Origin of the sequence: Pseudomonas syringae pv. coryli str. NCPPB 4273 (assembly GCF_000972175.1) — a bacterium.
In the GTDB taxonomy this organism is placed as follows: domain Bacteria; phylum Pseudomonadota; class Gammaproteobacteria; order Pseudomonadales; family Pseudomonadaceae; genus Aquipseudomonas; species Aquipseudomonas syringae.
Window position 1 is genome coordinate 194,173 of the sequence record NZ_AWQP01000019.1, and the last position, 16,738, is coordinate 210,910.

Sequence of the window (16,738 nt, forward strand, 5' to 3'; positions counted from 1 at the left end):
GCGGGACCATTTGACGCACGTTCTTGGAACCCCGGCCCTGATCGGGCACTCTCTTCTTACATCAGTTTTACGTTAATCAAGTCCTGCCCTGGAGATTCAAATGATTCGCAAGCTTTTAGCGATTTCGCTGTTGTCGTTGGCCAGTGGTCAATTGCTGGCTGCCGAGTGCTCGGTCACAGTCGATTCGACCGATCAAATGATGTACGACACCAAAGCCATTGAGATCGACAAGAGCTGCAAGGAATTCACTGTCAACCTGACTCACTCCGGCAGCCTGCCGAAGAATGTCATGGGCCATAACTGGGTGCTGGGCAAAAAAGCCGACACCCAGGCAATCGTCACCGACGGCATGGCGGCGGGCATCGACAAGGACTATTTGAAGCCGGACGACAGCCGCGTCATCGCCCACACCAAAGTCATCGGCGCTGGCGAAAAGGATTCGGTGACGTTCGACGTGTCGAAGCTCGACCCGGCACAGGAATACCAGTTCTTCTGCACATTCCCCGGGCACATCAGCATGATGAAAGGCGCTGTGACGCTGAAGTAACGACAGGTCTCCGGAGCGTCTGAGAGTATCGTTCCTCACGCTCCGCGTGGGAATGCCGTTCGTGACGCTCTTTGTCACAGATCTGAGCCGCTGCGCACATTCAGGATCGGACGCGGAGCGTCCAGAACTGCATGCCGACGCAGAGCGTCGGCACGATAGCCAGCAATGAGCGTCACAAATCCGTGCCGCGCAGATCACTCATGGTGCGTAAGGCAATTCGCGTTTGTGCTGGGTCTTGGCGTAGGTTTCGCAAATGATCCGGAAGGCTTCCTCGCGTACCGGCTCGCCGTGCAGGAAGGCGTCGATCTCGGCGTAGGTTACGCCGTGCGAGGCTTCGTCCGGTTTGCCGGGTGAAAGGTCTTCCAGGTCCGCAGTCGGCACTTTTTCGACCAGTGATTCAGGTGCGCCGAAATGGCGGGCGATGGCGCGCACCTGGTTTTTCACCAGACCGCTCAACGGTGCCAGATCGCAGGCGCCGTCGCCGAACTTGGTGAAGAAACCCATCACCGCTTCTGCCGCGTGATCGGTGCCGATCACCAGCCCATGGTAAGCACCGGCGACGGTGTACTGCGCGACCATGCGCATGCGCGCCTTGGTGTTGCCGAGCACGAAGTCCACCGAGGTCGCTGGAAGCCCGTCGAAGGCCTTCACCTCGGCGGCCAGGGCCTTGACGCTGCTGCCGATGTTGATGGTATGGCGCTCGTCCGGCTCGATGAAGTCGACAGAGGCCTGGGCTTCGTGCTCATCGGCCTGCACCACATAAGGCAGGCGCACGGCGATAAAGCGGTAGGCGTTGTCCCCCGTGCTTTCACGCAGTTCCTTGACCGCACGCTGGGCGAGCAGACCGGACGTCAGCGAGTCGACCCCGCCGCTGATGCCGAGCACCAGCGTCTTGAGCCGTGCGTTCTGCAGGCACTCCTTGATGAAGTTGACGCGGCGGGCGACCTCGGCCTGCAGCGCGTTCTGGTCCGCGAAAGGTGGCTGGACCTTGAGCTGTTCAGCAATCTGGCGCTGTACGGCGTGCATGATTCACTCCTCGTAAATAGGACAATTCAAGCGGGTTTTTCCGGGCTCGGCAAATTCGGCACCTTGAACACATGCCGCAGGTAGGCGACAAAGTTCGGGTCCTTGCACTGCGTCTTGCCGGGCTCGTCAGAGATTTTCGCCACGGCCTGACCGGCGCACGCCGTCATTTTCAATACCATGTTCATCGGCGCAATGCCGGGGATGTCGGCCGTCAGGTTGGTGCCGATCCCGAAGCTGACATTGATGCGTCCGCGCAACGCACGAAAGATATCGAGCGCCTTGGGCAGGTTAAGCCCATCGGAAAACACCAGAGTCTTGCTCATCGGGTCGATACCGAGCTTCTGGTAATGCGAGATGCATTTTTCGGCCCACTTCACCGGGTCGCCCGAATCATGGCGCAGACCGTCGAACAGCTTGGCGAAGTACAGATCGAAGTCGTTCAGGAAAGCATCGGTGGTGATGCAGTCGGTCAGTGCGATCCCCAGCAGGCCGCGATATTCGCGGACCCAGCAATCGAGCGCGGCGATCTGACTGTCGATCAGGCGCGGTCCCAGCTGCTGATGGGCCATGATCCATTCGTGGGCCATGGTGCCCAAGGGTTTCAGGTCCAGCTGACGGGCCAGATGCACATTGCTGGTGCCGACGAACTGACCTGGGAAGTCGTTTTTCAGGACGCCAAGCATTTCTTCCTGCACGCGGTAGGAAAACCGCCGGCGCGTGCCGAAGTCCGCCACTTTCAGCTCGGCCAGTTCGTCCGTCGTGGCGTGCGTGGTCAGCCATTCGAACTTGTCATACAGACGATCCCGCGCCTGACTGAGCAGGGTGTCCGGATAACGATGCCGGTTGCGCACTTCGCTGACGATGGCCAGCAGCGGCACTTCAAACAGGATGACGTGCAGCCACGGCCCGTGCAGGCGAATGCACAGTTCATCATTCTCGATGGTGGTTTTCACGTAGCGGGTATTGAAGCGGAACAGCCCGAGAAAGCGCAGGAAATCCGGTTTGATGAAGGTGATGCGCTCCAGAAAAGCCAGGTGTTCGGGGCTCAGCGACAGCTCGCACAACAGCTCGATCTGGTGCTTGATTTCATCCAGATAGGGGCGAAGGTCCTCCCCGTTGCGGCAACGAAATTCCCACTCGACGTCCACGTTCGGGTAGTTGTGCAGGACGGCCTGCATCATGGTCAGCTTGTAGAAATCGGTATCGAGCAGGCTTTGCACGATGCGATTGGAAAAGGCGCTCTCGCTCATTGAATCAGGCTCTCCAGAGCAGCCGGATAAAGTGGGGCGCGTGACTTCCTGTCTGTCACCATGGAAGGCTCACGGCCGGATGGGTGTGCATTGTCGCCCTTAAGCGGGGGGTTGATCCAACTGTTCCAGCATCCACTGCAGAAAAACCCGGATTTTGGGCACGTCGGCGGTGTGTTCCGGATAGGACAGGTAGTAGGCGCTGTTAGTGCTGGGCAATGCGTAATCCCAGGCAATCACCAGTTTGCCCTCGGCCAGTTCCTCCTCGACCAGAAAGCGTGGCAGCAGCGCAACGCCGCAGCCGACCTGGGCCGCGCGGATGCACATATAGAAGGTTTCAAAGCGTGGCCCGTGATAGCTGTGGTCGGTGTGATAGCCCTGGCTTTCGAACCATTCATGCCACGCTTCGGGGCGGAAGGCATTCTGCAGCAGGACCAGCTCGCTCAGTTGCGTCGGGTCGCCGAGCGGCTCGTCGGGCAGGCTTTCGGGGGCGCACACCGGCACCAGTTCCTCGCCGAACAACTTCACGCTTTCTGCACCGGGCATGGCCGCCTGGCCAAAATAGAACGACACGTCGCAGCGGCCCTTGATCAGGTCATCTGACTCCTGCTCGTTGATCAGGTCCAGGTGAATGTGCGGGTGACGCAAGCGCCAGCCCTTGAGGCGCGGCACCAGCCAGCGGGCGCCGAATGTCGAAGGGGTGGACACCCGCAGCACTTCGGTCTCTCCGCCATAGGAGCGCAGGAAGTGGGTGGACATCTCGATCTGGGTCAGGATCTTGCGCACTTCGGCCAGGTACAGCGCCCCGGCTGGGGTCAGTTGCAGACGGCGACGCACGCGCTGAAACAACAGGTGCTGAACCAGCTCTTCGAGTTGCGCGACCTGCTTGCTGACGGCGCTTTGGGTCAGGTTGAGTTCTTCTGCTGCGCGCGTGAAGCTCAGGTGCCGGGTCACTGCCTCAAAGCATTGCAATGCGGCTATCGAGGGCAGATGACGTTTGTTCAGCATGATGACTTCTCTGTTTGCGGCGCGAAGGGGCTGGCGTAAGCGATATGAATTATCGGAATGATATCTCGCTTAAAGGTCGTTTGTCGGGCGTATGCAGGGAGGTTATTACTGGCGTCGCGTGACGCGCTTTTCAGAATCTGACGATGGCTGCGGCAGGTCTCGTTTAATCCGCTAGCCTCAAATGGTGCGTCTCGTAGCGTTCACGCACCGGGCGTGTGCAATTCGGTGACGTGTGCTGTTACAGGTGGGTTGCCCATCAAGGCATGTACTGGTTGCTACTCGAGTGAGCACGGGTTGCTCTTTTTTCGTTCGTGGTTGCACCTTGCGCGCTCGAAGCAACCAGGGTGCCCTGTTGCGCGGCGTTGCATGATGGATCGACACGAAGAACACGACATCTTCCTCAACTAAAAAGCGATGGCACGCGCCTTGCTCTGAGCAACTCTGTATCTGCTTGATCATGAAAGTGCCAACTAAAAAAATATCCTCAGGAGCACCACTTATGTCGCATACGTTTTACAGGAAAGGTTTTCTGGCAATCGCAGTGGCTACTGCATTGGGCGTGTCTTCGTTTGCACAGGCGGACGTGAAAATCGGCGTAGCGGGCCCAATGACCGGCGCGAACGCGTCGTTTGGTCAGCAATACATGAAGGGCGCACAGGCAGCAGCCGATGCGATCAATGCGGCAGGTGGTGTCAACGGGGAGAAAATCGTACTGGTCGCGGGCGATGATGCCTGTGAGCCCAAGCAGGCCGTGGCGGTTGCCAACCGCCTGGTGGATCAGGACAAGGTGATTGGCGTGGTCGGACACTTCTGTTCATCGTCGACCATTCCGGCTTCGGATATCTACAGCGATGCAGGTGTGATTGCCATCACGCCAGGCTCGACCAACCCGACCGTGACCGAGCGAGGCATGAAAGAAATGTTCCGCATGTGCGGTCGTGACGATCAGCAGGGCGTCGTTGCGGGGGACTACATCGTCGACGTGCTCAAGGGCAAGAAAGTCGCTGTCATCAATGACAAGGACACCTACGGCAAGGGCCTCGCGGACGCGACGGCCAAGCAGCTGACCAAGCGTGGCGTCAAGCCGATCCTCGAAGAGGGTCTGACCCGTGGCGAGAAGGATTTCAGTGCGCTGGTGACGAAGATTCGTTCGGTAGGCGCTGATGTCGTGTACTTCGGCGGTCTGCACCCGGAAGCCGGTCCACTGGTTCGGCAGATGCGCGAGCAGGGCCTCAAGGACGTCAAGTTCATGTCCGATGATGGCGTCGTGACCGATGAGCTGGTGACCACTGCAGGTGGCGCACAGTACGTCGATGGCGTGTACATGACCTTCGGCGCTGACCCGCGCGCACTGCCGGACAGCAAGGCTGTCGTGGATCAGTTCCGCAAGGCCGGTTACGAGCCTGAAGGCTACACGCTGTACGCTTACGCTTCGGTACAGGCCCTGGCTGCCGGTTTCAATGGTGCCAAGTCCAACAAGGGTGACGCAGCCGCCGTCTGGCTCAAGGCCAACCCGGTCAAGACTGTCATGGGTGAAAAAGCCTGGGATGCCAAAGGTGACCTGAAAGTCTCCGACTACGTGGTTTACCAGTGGGACGCCGCCGGCAAATACAAGCAACTCGAAAAGCAGAAGTGAGATAGACCTCGCGTCGGCCCTGCGCGTCAGGCGCTGACCCGATGATGGGCTCGCCCAGGAGCGAGCCTGCATCTCTTTTATCGTTTTCGGACCTGTCGGTCATGCCTCACAAGGGCGTGACTGACGGGGTGCTGAGCTGCCTTTTTGTGTGAGCGTGCGTGATGGATGGAATCTTCCTGCAACAAATGGTCAACGGACTCACTCTCGGGTCTGTCTACGGCCTCATCGCCATCGGTTATACGATGGTCTACGGCATCATCGGCATGATCAACTTCGCCCATGGCGACGTGTACATGATTTCCGCCTACCTGGCCGCCATCGGCCTAGCGGTTCTGTCTTTCTTCGGCGTGGAATCCTTTCCATTCCTGATTCTCGGTACGCTGATCTTCACCATTGTGGTCACTGGCGTTTACGGCTTCGTCATCGAGCGTGTGGCGTACAAGCCACTGCGCAACTCGACCCGTCTGGCGCCGCTGATCAGCGCCATCGGCATTTCCCTGATCCTGCAGAACTATGCACAGATCAGCCAGGGTGCGCGCCAGCAAGGCGTGCCTACGCTGCTCGAGGGTGCGTGGCGTTTTGAAGTCGGCAGCGGCTTCGTGCAGATCACCTACACCAAGATCTTCATCCTCATTGCCGCCTTTGTCGGCATGGGCGTGCTGACCTACATCATCAAGTACACCAAGCTGGGCCGCATGTGCCGGGCCACGCAGCAAGACCGCAAGATGGCCTCGATCCTCGGCATCAACACCGACCGGGTCATTTCCTATGTGTTCATCATCGGCGCGGCCATGGCTGCGCTGGCCGGTGTGCTGATCACCATGAATTACGGCACGTTCGACTTCTATGCCGGCTTCATCATCGGCATCAAGGCGTTTACTGCGGCCGTGCTGGGCGGGATCGGCTCGTTGCCGGGTGCCATGCTGGGCGGTTTGATCCTGGGGGTTGCCGAGTCGCAGTTCTCCGGTCTGATCAACTCCGATTACAAAGACGTGTTCAGTTTCGGCCTGCTGGTGCTGATTCTGATCTTCCGTCCCCAAGGCCTGCTGGGTCGCCCACTCGTGGCGAAGGTATAAGTATGTCCGCTCCTGTTGCTGTTCCTGTTTCCAAACCTGTTGAAATCAAGAAAAGTCTGATCGATGCCGTGGTTGCCGGGTTGCTGGCGCTGATCGTGTTCGGCCCCATCGTCGGGATCGTGCTCGATGGCTACAGCTTCAACCTGCAGCCGACCCGCGTGGCCTGGCTGGTGGGCGTGGTCATGATCGGTCGCTTTCTCATCAGTCTGTTTCTGCAAACACCCAGAGGCCTGCGTGTTTCCCAGAGCTTCGAAAGCTCCGACTCCGGCGTGCATGTGCTCAAACCGGATCATCGATCGAGCCTGTACTGGATCATTCCGCTGCTGATCGTGATTGCCATCGTGTTCCCGATCTTCGCCAACAAGTACATTCTGACTGTGGTCATTCTCGGTCTGATCTACGTGCTGCTGGGCCTGGGTCTGAACATCGTGGTCGGTCTGGCGGGGCTGCTCGACCTTGGCTACGTGGCGTTTTACGCCATCGGTGCTTATGGCTTGGCGCTGGGCTATCAGTATCTGGGCCTGGGCTTCTGGTCGGCCTTGCCGCTGGCGGCGATTGCGGCGGCGCTGGCCGGATGCATTCTCGGCTTCCCGGTGTTGCGCATGCATGGCGACTATCTGGCCATCGTGACCCTCGGGTTCGGCGAGATCATTCGCCTGGTGCTGAACAACTGGCTGTCGTTCACCGGCGGCCCGAACGGTGTGCCGGTGCCCGCGCCCACCTTCCTCGGGCTGGAATTCGGCCGACGCGCCAAGGATGGCGGGGTGCCGATTCATGAATATTTCGGCTTCGATTACAACCCGGACCTGAAATTCATCTTCATCTACGCCGTGCTGTTCCTGGTCGTGCTGGCGGTGTTGTTCATCAAGCATCGCCTGACGCGCATGCCGATCGGGCGTGCCTGGGAAGCCTTGCGCGAGGACGAGATCGCCTGTCGTTCGATGGGCCTCAATCACGTGCTGGTCAAACTGTCGGCGTTCACGATTGGCGCATCGACCGCAGGCCTTGCCGGAGTGTTTTTTGCCAGCTACCAAGGCTTCGTCAACCCGACCTCGTTCACCTTTTTCGAGTCGGCGCTGATTCTGGCGATTGTGGTGCTGGGCGGCATGGGCTCGACCGTCGGTGTAGTGATCGCCGCGTTCGTGCTGACCGTTGCGCCTGAACTGCTGCGCAGTTTCTCCGAGTACCGCGTGCTGCTGTTCGGGATTCTCATGGTGCTGATGATGATCTGGCGACCACGCGGCCTGATTCGCATCAGCCGCACCGGGGTGAAACCGCGCAAAGGCGCGCTGGTGACAGAGAGGGCTGCGCGATGAGCACTGAAGTGATTCTCTCCGTCGAGCACCTGATGATGCACTTTGGCGGCATCAAGGCCCTCAGCGACGTCAGCCTCAAGGTCCGTCGCAATTCGATTTTCGCCCTGATCGGCCCCAACGGTGCGGGCAAGACCACGGTCTTCAACTGCCTGACCGGTTTCTACAAGGCCACTGGCGGACGCATCGAGTTGCACACCCGTGGCAAGACCACCAACGTGATCAGGCTGTTGGGCGAACCGTTCCAGGCGACCGACTTCGTGTCGCCGAAAAGCTTCCTCAGCCGGGTGTACTACAAAATGTTCGGCGGCACCCATCTGGTCAACAGGGCGGGGCTGGCGCGCACGTTCCAGAACATTCGTCTGTTCAAGGAAATGTCGGTGGTCGAAAACCTGCTGGTCGCCCAGCACATGTGGGTCAACCGCAGCCTGATCAGCGGGATTCTGAATACCAGGGGCTATCGCAAGGCCGAAGAGGACGCGCTGAATACCGCGTTCTACTGGCTGGAGGTGGTCGATCTGGTGGACTGCGCCAACCGTCTGGCTGGCGAATTGTCCTACGGGCAGCAACGCCGCCTGGAGATTGCGCGAGCCATGTGCACGCGGCCGCAGGTGATCTGCCTGGATGAGCCGGCTGCCGGTCTCAACCCGCAGGAAACCGAGGCACTCAGCGGCATGATCCGCCTGCTGCGTGACGAGCACGACATGACCATCGTGCTGATCGAGCACGACATGGGCATGGTCATGGGGATTTCCGACGATATTGTGGTGCTCGACCATGGCAACGTAATTGCTATGGGCGGGCCGGAACAGATCCGTAACGATCCGAAGGTGATCGCCGCGTATCTGGGCGCTGATGAAGAGGAGCTGGTATGAGCAAGCCGATCCTCGAACTGAAAGAGATCGATGTGTTTTACGGGCCGATTCAGGCCCTGAAGAAAGTCTCGCTGCACATCAACGAGGGCGAAACAGTGAGCCTGATCGGCTCCAACGGCGCGGGCAAGTCCACGCTGCTGATGTCGATCTTCGGTCAGCCGCGCGCGGCCAGCGGGCAGATCATCTATCAGGGCACCGATATCACCCAGAAGTCCTCGCATTACATCGCCTCCAACGGCATTGCGCAGTCGCCGGAGGGGCGGCGGGTCTTTCCCGACATGTCGGTCGAGGAAAACCTGATGATGGGCACCATTCCGATTGGCGACAAGCATTCGGCCGAAGACATGCAGCGCATGTTCGAGCTGTTCCCCAGGCTCAAGGAACGTCGCAATCAGCGCGCCATGACCATGTCCGGAGGCGAGCAGCAAATGCTCGCCATCGCCCGCGCGCTGATGAGTCGTCCGAAACTGCTGCTGCTCGATGAGCCAAGCCTGGGTCTGGCCCCGATCATCGTCAAACAGATCTTCTCGACCCTGCGTGAACTGGCAGCCACGGGCATGACGATATTCCTGGTCGAGCAGAACGCCAACCATGCGCTCAAGCTGTCTGACCGGGCCTATGTCATGGTCAACGGCGAGATTCGACTGTCCGGCACGGGGCAGGAATTGCTGGTAAATGAAGAGGTAAGGAACGCTTATCTGGGCGGGCACTGAATTCGTCAAAACCCTGCCGTTTTCTTCGCGCGCCCCGGATGCTCAAACATCCGGGGCGCAGTCGTATGCAATTGTGGAAAACAATTTTGGCGCGTCTCATAAGTGCGACATAAAACCGCTGCAAATGGTTGTTTTGTCACCGTTTTGACTTGTTCAGGTTTACTGTGGAACCGGCTGTTAATAACTTGGGAGTATTTACCTGCAGGCCTTTATGCATAAGGCCTGTAGAAGAGTGGTTAAATTTCGTACAGAGGTTTTCGGACGGCTATATAGGGCATTTGTCAACTGTATTGGGGCTGGTCGTTCATACAGGTTTTACAGGCGAACAGCCTGTGGATAAGTCTGTTAACAAGCCTTGGAAAGACTGCCCCGGACGTTATAGGGTCTGGGCTACAGGCCATCACCGTTTTCTGACGCTTTCAACCCTCTTGACAGTGTCGGGCAAAGTCAAGGAAAAAACTTCGCCTGATACGCTGCAGGCCCCGAAACACGTGATGTTCAGCGTCACTGACTTGCCCCCAGAGATTGTGGGTCTGACTGTGGATAAGGTGGGCAAAAGTGCCCGTGAGGCCCGTGGCGCAAGGCTTGCTTCGGGTTGGTTGTTTTTTGTACAAATACACTCGGTTGTTGCATCGATGTCCCGCTGACGGGCATTCTGCTGCCCTTGCCAGAAACTTATTAACAGGCAGCGCTGTTTGTGCGCCATGTCAGGAGAATGAAATGACTTCCACTGTATTCATCACGGGCGCCACTTCCGGTTTTGGCGAGGCGTGTGCCCGCCGTTTCGCCGAGGCAGGCTGGTCGCTGGTGCTGACCGGTCGACGCAAGGACCGTCTGGATGCCTTGAGCGCCGAGCTGTCGAAGCAGACCAAGGTGCATACGCTGGTGCTGGATGTGCGTGACCGCAAGGCCATGGAGAGCGGCATTGCAGGTTTGCCTGAAGAGTTCGGCAGCATTCGCGGGCTGATCAACAATGCCGGCCTGGCGCTGGGAATCGATCCTGCGCCCAAGTGCGATCTGGATGACTGGGACACCATGATCGACACCAACGTCAAAGGTCTGGTGTACACCACGCGTCTGCTGCTGCCACGCCTGATCGCGCATGGTCGCGGCGCGAGCATCGTCAACCTGGGTTCGGTCGCCGGTAACTACCCGTATCCGGGCGGTAACGTCTACGGTGGCACCAAGGCCTTTGTCGGGCAGTTCTCGCTGAACCTGCGCAACGACCTGATCGGCACCGGCGTGCGCGTCACCAACCTTGAGCCGGGGCTGTGCGAGAGCGAGTTTTCGCTGGTACGTTTCGGTGGTGATCAGGCCAAGTACGACGCCACCTACGCAGGTGCCGAGCCGATTCAGCCTCAGGACATCGCCGACACCATCTTCTGGATCATGAACACACCCGCCCACGTCAACATCAACAGCCTGGAACTGATGCCGGTCAGCCAGACCTGGGCCGGCTTTGCGATTGACCGCAACCGCGGTTGATTGATTGCTGATCGGGCCGCGCAGCTGCGGCCCGATCAGCTGTCTGCCGGCGTTGGCGGCGGGAATGCGCTGACGAAGCGATTTTCGACGAAATCCGCCAGGCCGATGTAGCAAGTGGCCAAGTGGTAGGGCGTGGTCGACGGCATGTCGCTGCGGCTGACCCTGCCATCGGGCTCGACGCACTCGTTCCAGCCCCTGGCATGCAGAAAGCGCTGCTCGAAGGCCGACAGTTGCTGAGTCAAGGCCGCTTCGCAGTCCGGGCGCAGGGCCATGGCCCGCAAGTATTCCGCCTGGGCCCAGATACGCTGGGTGGCATCGCGCACCGTACCCTCGAGCGCCAGCATCGCCGTCACCGCCCCGCTGTGTGGATCGACGCCCTGCGCCTGTGCGTAGGCGAACGCGCGGGTCATGGATTCATGCAGCTCGCGCCCATGCAGTTCCGGCGACGATTGCAGCAGGAAGAACCATTCGAACTGATGACCTGGCTCGTACCAGTTATCCACAGCGCCCAGAGGCTTCTCCAGCATCACGCCGGTTGCCGTATCGACGAAACGGCGTTGCATGTGGATAACCAGCGCGTCCAGTGCCGCCTGCGTGGCAGGGTCGGCACGCACCGACAGGGTGGCCAGAAAGGCCTCTGCCAGGTGCATCAAGGGATTTTGCAACGGTCCGGTGCCCAATACCGACCAGTCTTCATCGAGCTGCGCCTCGTACAGCCCGTCGTCGTCGGCAAAGCGTTCTACCACAACGTTAAGCGCTGCGTTGAGCACCGACTCTGCCAGCGGGTCCTGCACTTTCGCCCAGTAATGCGCGCAGGCAAAAATAATGAAGGCGTGGGTGTAGAGGTCCTTGCGGCGATCCAGCGGCTTGCCCTGTGGATCGATGCTGTAGAACCAGCCGCCATGCTCGGCATCGTGGAAGTGCTGTTGCAGAGAACGGAACAATTCACCGGCCCGCGCCCGTGCCCCCGGCACTTGTGCGTGACCGATGAGGCTGGAAAACAGAAACAGCTGACGCGCACAGGCCATGGCGCGATAGCGTTGCGGCGGCAACGGTTGATCACTCGCGTCGAGTGCTTCGTAGGGCAATGCCAGTTTCGCGTTCCAGCCAGGACCCTGCCACAGCGGAACGACCACCTGCATGAAGTGCTGCTGCAAGGCGGCGAACAACGAGGTCAATTCAGGCGTGGAGGCGGAGCGGGTCACATGAGGCATCGGCTGGCATCGCGGCAGTGTCGAAGTGCGCAGCATGTTATCAGGATTGCTGCACGAGGGCGGGTGATGATCGTTCCTCACGCCAGGCGCGTGAGGAACCTCTGGCAGTCAGCCAATCAGCGCCAGTCGCTCGTTGATCGCGGCTTCGATCCCTTGGGCATCCAGGCCGCACTCGGTGAGCATCTGCGCAGGCTTGGCGTGCTCGACGTAGACATCCGGCAGGCCCAGGTGCAATACCGACTTGAGGATATTGGCGCGTGCCAGGAACTCGCTGACCGCAGCACCGGCGCCGCCCATGACGGCGTTTTCTTCCAGTGTGACCAGCAACTCGTGATTGGCGGCAGCTTCGCTCACCAAAGCTTCGTCCAGTGGCTTGACGAAACGCATGTCGATCACCGTTGCATCGAGCTTCTCGGCCACCACCAGTGCTTCGGCCAGTTGCACGCCGAACGCCAGTATCGCAACGCCCTGGCCCTGACGCCGCACAACGCCCTTGCCGATCTCGACCGGGTCAAGACTGGCCTCGATCACCGCGTTAGGGCCGGTGCCGCGTGGGTAGCGCACTGCCGCAGGGCCGGTATGCAGGTAACCGGTGCTGAGCAGCTTGCGCAGTTCGTTTTCATCGCTCGGCGTCATCACCAGCATGCCAGGGATGCAGCGCAGGTAAGAGAGGTCGAAGCTGCCCGCGTGAGTCGGACCGTCTTCGCCCACCAGCCCGGCGCGGTCGATGGCGAACAGCACGTCGAGGTTCTGTACCGCGACGTCGTGGATCAGCTGATCGTAACCACGCTGCAGGAAGGTCGAATAGATCGCCACCACCGGCTTGCTGCCTTCGCAGGCCATACCGGCTGCCAGGGTCACTGCGTGTTGTTCGGCGATGGCCACGTCGAAGTAGCGCTCGGGGAAGCGTTCGCTGAACGCGACCAGATCCGAACCTTCCTTCATCGCGGGCGTGATGCCTACCAGCCGTGCGTCAGCGTCGGCCATGTCACAGATCCACTGGCCGAACACGCCGGAGTATTTCGGTGCGCTGATCTTTTTCTGCGCGGCAGGCGCATTCAGCGGCTCGAGCTTGGTGATGGCGTGATAGCCGATCGGATCGACTTCGGCCGGCTCGAAACCCTTGCCCTTTTTGGTCACCACATGCAGAAACTGCGGGCCCTTCAGGTCACGCATGTTGCGCAGGGTGGCGATCAGGGTCGGCAGGTCGTGGCCGTCGATAGGACCGATGTAGTTCCAGCCCAGCTCTTCGAAGAGCGTGCCCGGGACCAGCATGCCTTTGGCGTACTCTTCGGTGCGCCGCGCGATTTCCCAGGCACCGGGCAGGCGCGAAAGGACCTTTTTGCTGCCTTCACGCATGCTGCTGTAGGTGCGGCTGGAAAGAATCTTGGCCAGGTAATTCGACAGCCCGCCGACATTGCGCGAGATCGACATGTCATTGTCGTTGAGGATCACCAGCATGTCGGCGGCCACTTCCGGCGCGTGGTTCAGCGCTTCGAAGGCCATACCGGCAGTCAGCGCTCCGTCGCCGATCACGGCAATCGATTTGCGCTCGCAGCCCTGCAGACGCGAGGCAATCGCCATGCCCAGCGCGGCGCTGATCGAGGTGCTGGAGTGCCCGACACCAAAGGTGTCGTACTCGCTTTCGCTGCGACGCGGAAAGGCCGCAACCCCGTCCTTCTGGCGCAGGGTGGACATGCGCGCGCGACGGCCGGTGAGGATCTTGTGCGGATAGGCTTGATGACCCACGTCCCACACCAGACGGTCGTCCGGGGTGTCGAAAACGTAATGCAGCGCGATGGTCAGCTCGATGACCCCGAGACCGGCACCAAAATGACCTCCGGTCTGGCCAACGGAATACAGCAATTCCAGGCGCAGTTCATCGGCCAGGGTTTCCAGCTCGGCTTCGCCCAGACGGCGCAGGCCGTGCGGGGTATCGGCTCGGTCGAGCAACGGCGTGACCGGGCGCTCGCGGGGGATCTCTTTGAACGTCGTGGGCATCAGGCGAATCGTTATAAGTAAAAGAGGCGGCAGTTTACCTTATGCATCGTACGCTGCCCATGAAGTGAGTCGGCGGATGATCTGCCGACTGACATGTGTAATGACTGAGACCATCATAAAGCGTGGTTGATTCAGTGGATTTTCCGGCCCGGTGATAGTGATCAGTGGCGACGTTCGACGATGTAACGTGCCAGCTGGCGCAGCGGCTCTGCGGCGGCATCGAACGGGCTCAGCGCCTGCAGCGCCTGATCACGCAGTTCCAGTGCGTAGTGTTTGGCCGCTTCCAGGCCCAGCAGCGCCGGGTAGGTCGGCTTGTCGCGGGCGATGTCGGCACCCTGGCGCTTGCCGAGGGTCGCGGTATCGCTTTCGACATCGAGAATGTCGTCCTGAACCTGAAAAGCCAGGCCGATTGCACGCGCGTAGACCTGCAGAGCATCGAGCCGCGGCTGATCGGCGTGCCCGCTGGCCAGTGCGCCAAGCCGGACGCTGGCTTCGATCAATGCACCGGTCTTGTGGCGATGCATGTATTCCAGCGCGGCCTGATCGAGCTTCAGCCCCACTGAACCCAGATCGATAGCCTGACCACCCACCATGCCCGCCGGTCCGGCCGCAGTCGCGAGGGCCGTGACCATCTGCAGACGCGTCTCGGCATCGCGTGACGTCAGGTGAGGGGCGAGCAGAGCCGTGAAGGCCAGGCTCTGCAGGCCGTCACCGGCGAGGATCGCGCAGGCTTCATCGAAGGCCTTGTGTGTGGTCGGCTGGCCGCGACGCAGGTCGTCGTCGTCCATTGCCGGCAAATCGTCATGTACCAGCGAGTAGGCATGAATCAGTTCAACGGCACAGGCGGCGCCGTTGGCATCCTCGGCTACACCGCCCAGTGCTTCGCAGGCGGCATACGCGAGCAGCGGGCGCACGCGCTTGCCGCCGTTCATCACGCTGTAGCGCATGGCTTGGTAGAGGCGTTCGAGCTCAGGGCCCGGAGCCTTGAACAGCCCGTCGAGTGCTGCGTTGACGCGAGTCTGGCTTTGCGCTTGATAGCTCGCGATCATTCGGGGAGTTCCGCATCGTCGAACGGCTCTTCGCTGAGCTCGCCATCGCGTTCCAGCAATACCTGAACCTTCTGCTCGGCCTGGGTGAGGGCGCTCTGGCAGTCGCGGGTCAGGCGTACACCTTGCTCGAAGGCGGTCAGGGAGTCTTCCAGCGACAACTCGCCATTCTCCAGCCGCTCTACCAGCGCTTGCAGATCAGCGAGTGACTGTTCGAAATCCAGTGCAGCTTTCTTGCGGGCCATGAGGGCATTTCCGGTAGAGGTTAAACCGCGCGACACTAGCAGAGCGATGGCGTCTGGGCAAATTGCGGCGACGGAGCCGCGCTCTTCAAGCGGCTGCCAGGGTCAACCTGCGGCAAACCCGTTGCGCAGGTCTGCGATCAGGTCTTCCGGGCTTTCCAGGCCGACCTGCAGCCGCAGCATCGGGCCAGCGCCGCGGTCAGGCCCGTGTTGTTCGACTTCCGTGATGAGGCTTTCAAACCCACCCCAGGAGTAGCCGACGCCGAACAGTTTCAACGCGCCGGTAAAGCGATCCAGCACCTGCCGGTCGGTGGTATTGAATTCGAAACTGAGCAAACCGTTGCAGCCGTGAAAATCGCGCTTCCAGATCGCGTGCCCCGGATCGTCCGGCAACGCAAGATAGAGCACGCGGGCAACCTGAGGCTGGGCCTGCAGCCATTGTGCGATCTGCAGCGCGTGACGCTCATGCATGGCCATGCGCGCCGCCAGACTGCGGGCGCCACGCAGCACCAGATAGGCATCATCGGGGCTGACGGTATTGCCCACGGCGGTGTTCATGGTTTTCAGGGTATGCCAGTGCGCTTCGGTGGTGCTGACGCTGCCCATCATGACGTCGGAGTGGCCGGCCACGTACTTGGTCAGGGCCATCAGCGAAATGTCCGCCCCCAGCTCCAGCGGCTTGAACAACACCCCCGAGCCCCAGGAGTTATCCACAGCCAGTAGCAGATTCCTTGCTTTGCACAGCTGTGACAGGGCAGGCAGGTCACACATGTCGAATGTCAGCGAGCCGGGCACCTCGGCATAGATCATCCGGGTGTTGGCCTTGATCAGCGATTCCACGTTACTGCCGTCGGCCGCGTAGAAATCGAACTGGATGTCGAAGGCGGTCAGCATGGTTTTCGCCAGCCGCCGAACAGGGCCATAGACCGATTCGGTGATCAGGACATGATCGCCGGGACGCAGAAACGATTGAAACATCTGCGCCACTGCGGCCAGCCCGGTCGGGTACAGGCAGGTGCCGTGTGCGCCTTCGAGCTCGGAGATCAGGTCCTGCAAGGCAAACGCAGTCGGGTTGCCGTTGGCACCGTAAGTCAGCGAGCGCTCAGGCCCCGCGGTGCGAATTTCCGCCTGCCGCAAGCTTTCCAGACTGTCGAACAGCACCGTACTGAGGCGCACGACGGGTGGGTTGACCGCAATCCCGGGCCCGCTGCTGGCACTGCGGCCGCTTTGCGACAGGGCGGTGTGGGCACGAGGGTCTTTGTCTTGCGGCATTGGAGGCTCCGGGTGGAAAAGGCTTGCAGGCTGCGGC

15 protein-coding genes are annotated in these 16,738 nt (G+C 60.3%); 7 read left to right on the forward strand and 8 right to left on the reverse strand.

Annotation, left to right across the window (positions count from 1 at the left end):
* Positions 1-100 precede the first annotated feature (100 nt).
* Complete coding sequence (gene azu, locus P406_RS09885; protein ID WP_003414493.1) at positions 101-547, forward strand: azurin; 447 nt, start codon at positions 101-103, stop codon at positions 545-547.
* Between the two features lie 198 nt (positions 548-745).
* Here azu and nadE read toward each other — a convergent pair whose 3' ends face one another.
* The 3 genes from nadE to P406_RS09900 all read right to left on the reverse strand — a co-directional run bounded on the left by nadE (position 746) and on the right by P406_RS09900 (position 3,828).
* On the reverse strand, positions 746-1,573 hold the full coding sequence (nadE, locus tag P406_RS09890) for an NAD(+) synthase (protein ID WP_003414496.1): 828 nt from the start codon (positions 1,571-1,573) through the stop codon (positions 746-748).
* A gap of 26 nt (positions 1,574-1,599) precedes the next feature.
* Entirely contained in the window at positions 1,600-2,823 is a 1,224-nt protein-coding gene (pncB, locus tag P406_RS09895) for a nicotinate phosphoribosyltransferase (protein WP_004409500.1), read from the reverse strand.
* Positions 2,824-2,922: 99 nt separating this feature from the next.
* Positions 2,923-3,828: a LysR substrate-binding domain-containing protein gene (locus tag P406_RS09900; RefSeq protein WP_003393513.1), complete on the reverse strand. Its 906-nt coding sequence runs from the start codon at positions 3,826-3,828 to the stop codon at positions 2,923-2,925.
* 499 nt (positions 3,829-4,327) lie between these two features.
* Between P406_RS09900 and P406_RS09905 the strand changes: the two genes are divergently transcribed.
* From P406_RS09905 to P406_RS09930, 6 genes are all read left to right on the forward strand, one after another.
* The gene (locus P406_RS09905) at positions 4,328-5,464 is read left to right on the forward strand and encodes a branched-chain amino acid ABC transporter substrate-binding protein (RefSeq protein WP_046236083.1); all 1,137 of its coding nucleotides are present in this window, start codon (positions 4,328-4,330) and stop codon (positions 5,462-5,464) included.
* A gap of 161 nt (positions 5,465-5,625) precedes the next feature.
* Positions 5,626-6,540, forward strand: coding sequence for an ABC transporter permease subunit (locus P406_RS09910; RefSeq protein WP_003317221.1), 915 nt, complete (start codon positions 5,626-5,628; stop codon positions 6,538-6,540).
* Positions 6,541-6,542: 2 nt separating this feature from the next.
* A complete protein-coding gene (gene livM, locus P406_RS09915) occupies positions 6,543-7,856 on the forward strand; it encodes a high-affinity branched-chain amino acid ABC transporter permease LivM (protein ID WP_003414503.1) in 1,314 nt (437 codons plus the stop codon).
* The gene (locus P406_RS09920; protein WP_003317225.1) at positions 7,853-8,728 is read left to right on the forward strand and encodes an ABC transporter ATP-binding protein; all 876 of its coding nucleotides are present in this window, start codon (positions 7,853-7,855) and stop codon (positions 8,726-8,728) included. The genes livM and P406_RS09920 overlap by 4 nt, the downstream gene beginning before the upstream one ends.
* Positions 8,725-9,441 (forward strand): ABC transporter ATP-binding protein, encoded by a 717-nt coding sequence (locus P406_RS09925; protein ID WP_004407872.1) that lies wholly within the window; start codon positions 8,725-8,727, stop codon positions 9,439-9,441. The genes P406_RS09920 and P406_RS09925 overlap by 4 nt, the downstream gene beginning before the upstream one ends.
* Positions 9,442-10,161: 720 nt before the next feature.
* Positions 10,162-10,926: an SDR family oxidoreductase gene (locus P406_RS09930; RefSeq protein WP_003317227.1), complete on the forward strand. Its 765-nt coding sequence runs from the start codon at positions 10,162-10,164 to the stop codon at positions 10,924-10,926.
* A 35-nt stretch (positions 10,927-10,961) separates the two neighbouring features.
* Here P406_RS09930 and P406_RS09935 read toward each other — a convergent pair whose 3' ends face one another.
* The 5 genes from P406_RS09935 to metC all read right to left on the reverse strand — a co-directional run bounded on the left by P406_RS09935 (position 10,962) and on the right by metC (position 16,701).
* On the reverse strand, positions 10,962-12,176 hold the full coding sequence (locus P406_RS09935) for an AGE family epimerase/isomerase (protein WP_046236084.1): 1,215 nt from the start codon (positions 12,174-12,176) through the stop codon (positions 10,962-10,964).
* A gap of 72 nt (positions 12,177-12,248) precedes the next feature.
* Complete coding sequence (gene dxs / locus P406_RS09940) at positions 12,249-14,141, reverse strand: 1-deoxy-D-xylulose-5-phosphate synthase (protein ID WP_046236085.1); 1,893 nt, start codon at positions 14,139-14,141, stop codon at positions 12,249-12,251.
* 161 nt (positions 14,142-14,302) lie between these two features.
* On the reverse strand, positions 14,303-15,190 hold the full coding sequence (locus P406_RS09945; protein WP_004407877.1) for a polyprenyl synthetase family protein: 888 nt from the start codon (positions 15,188-15,190) through the stop codon (positions 14,303-14,305).
* Positions 15,187-15,432, reverse strand: coding sequence for an exodeoxyribonuclease VII small subunit (locus P406_RS09950; RefSeq protein ID WP_002551852.1), 246 nt, complete (start codon positions 15,430-15,432; stop codon positions 15,187-15,189). The genes P406_RS09945 and P406_RS09950 overlap by 4 nt, the downstream gene beginning before the upstream one ends.
* A 102-nt stretch (positions 15,433-15,534) precedes the next feature.
* Positions 15,535-16,701 (reverse strand): cystathionine beta-lyase, encoded by a 1,167-nt coding sequence (gene metC, locus P406_RS09955; RefSeq protein ID WP_046236086.1) that lies wholly within the window; start codon positions 16,699-16,701, stop codon positions 15,535-15,537.
* Positions 16,702-16,738 lie beyond the last annotated feature (37 nt).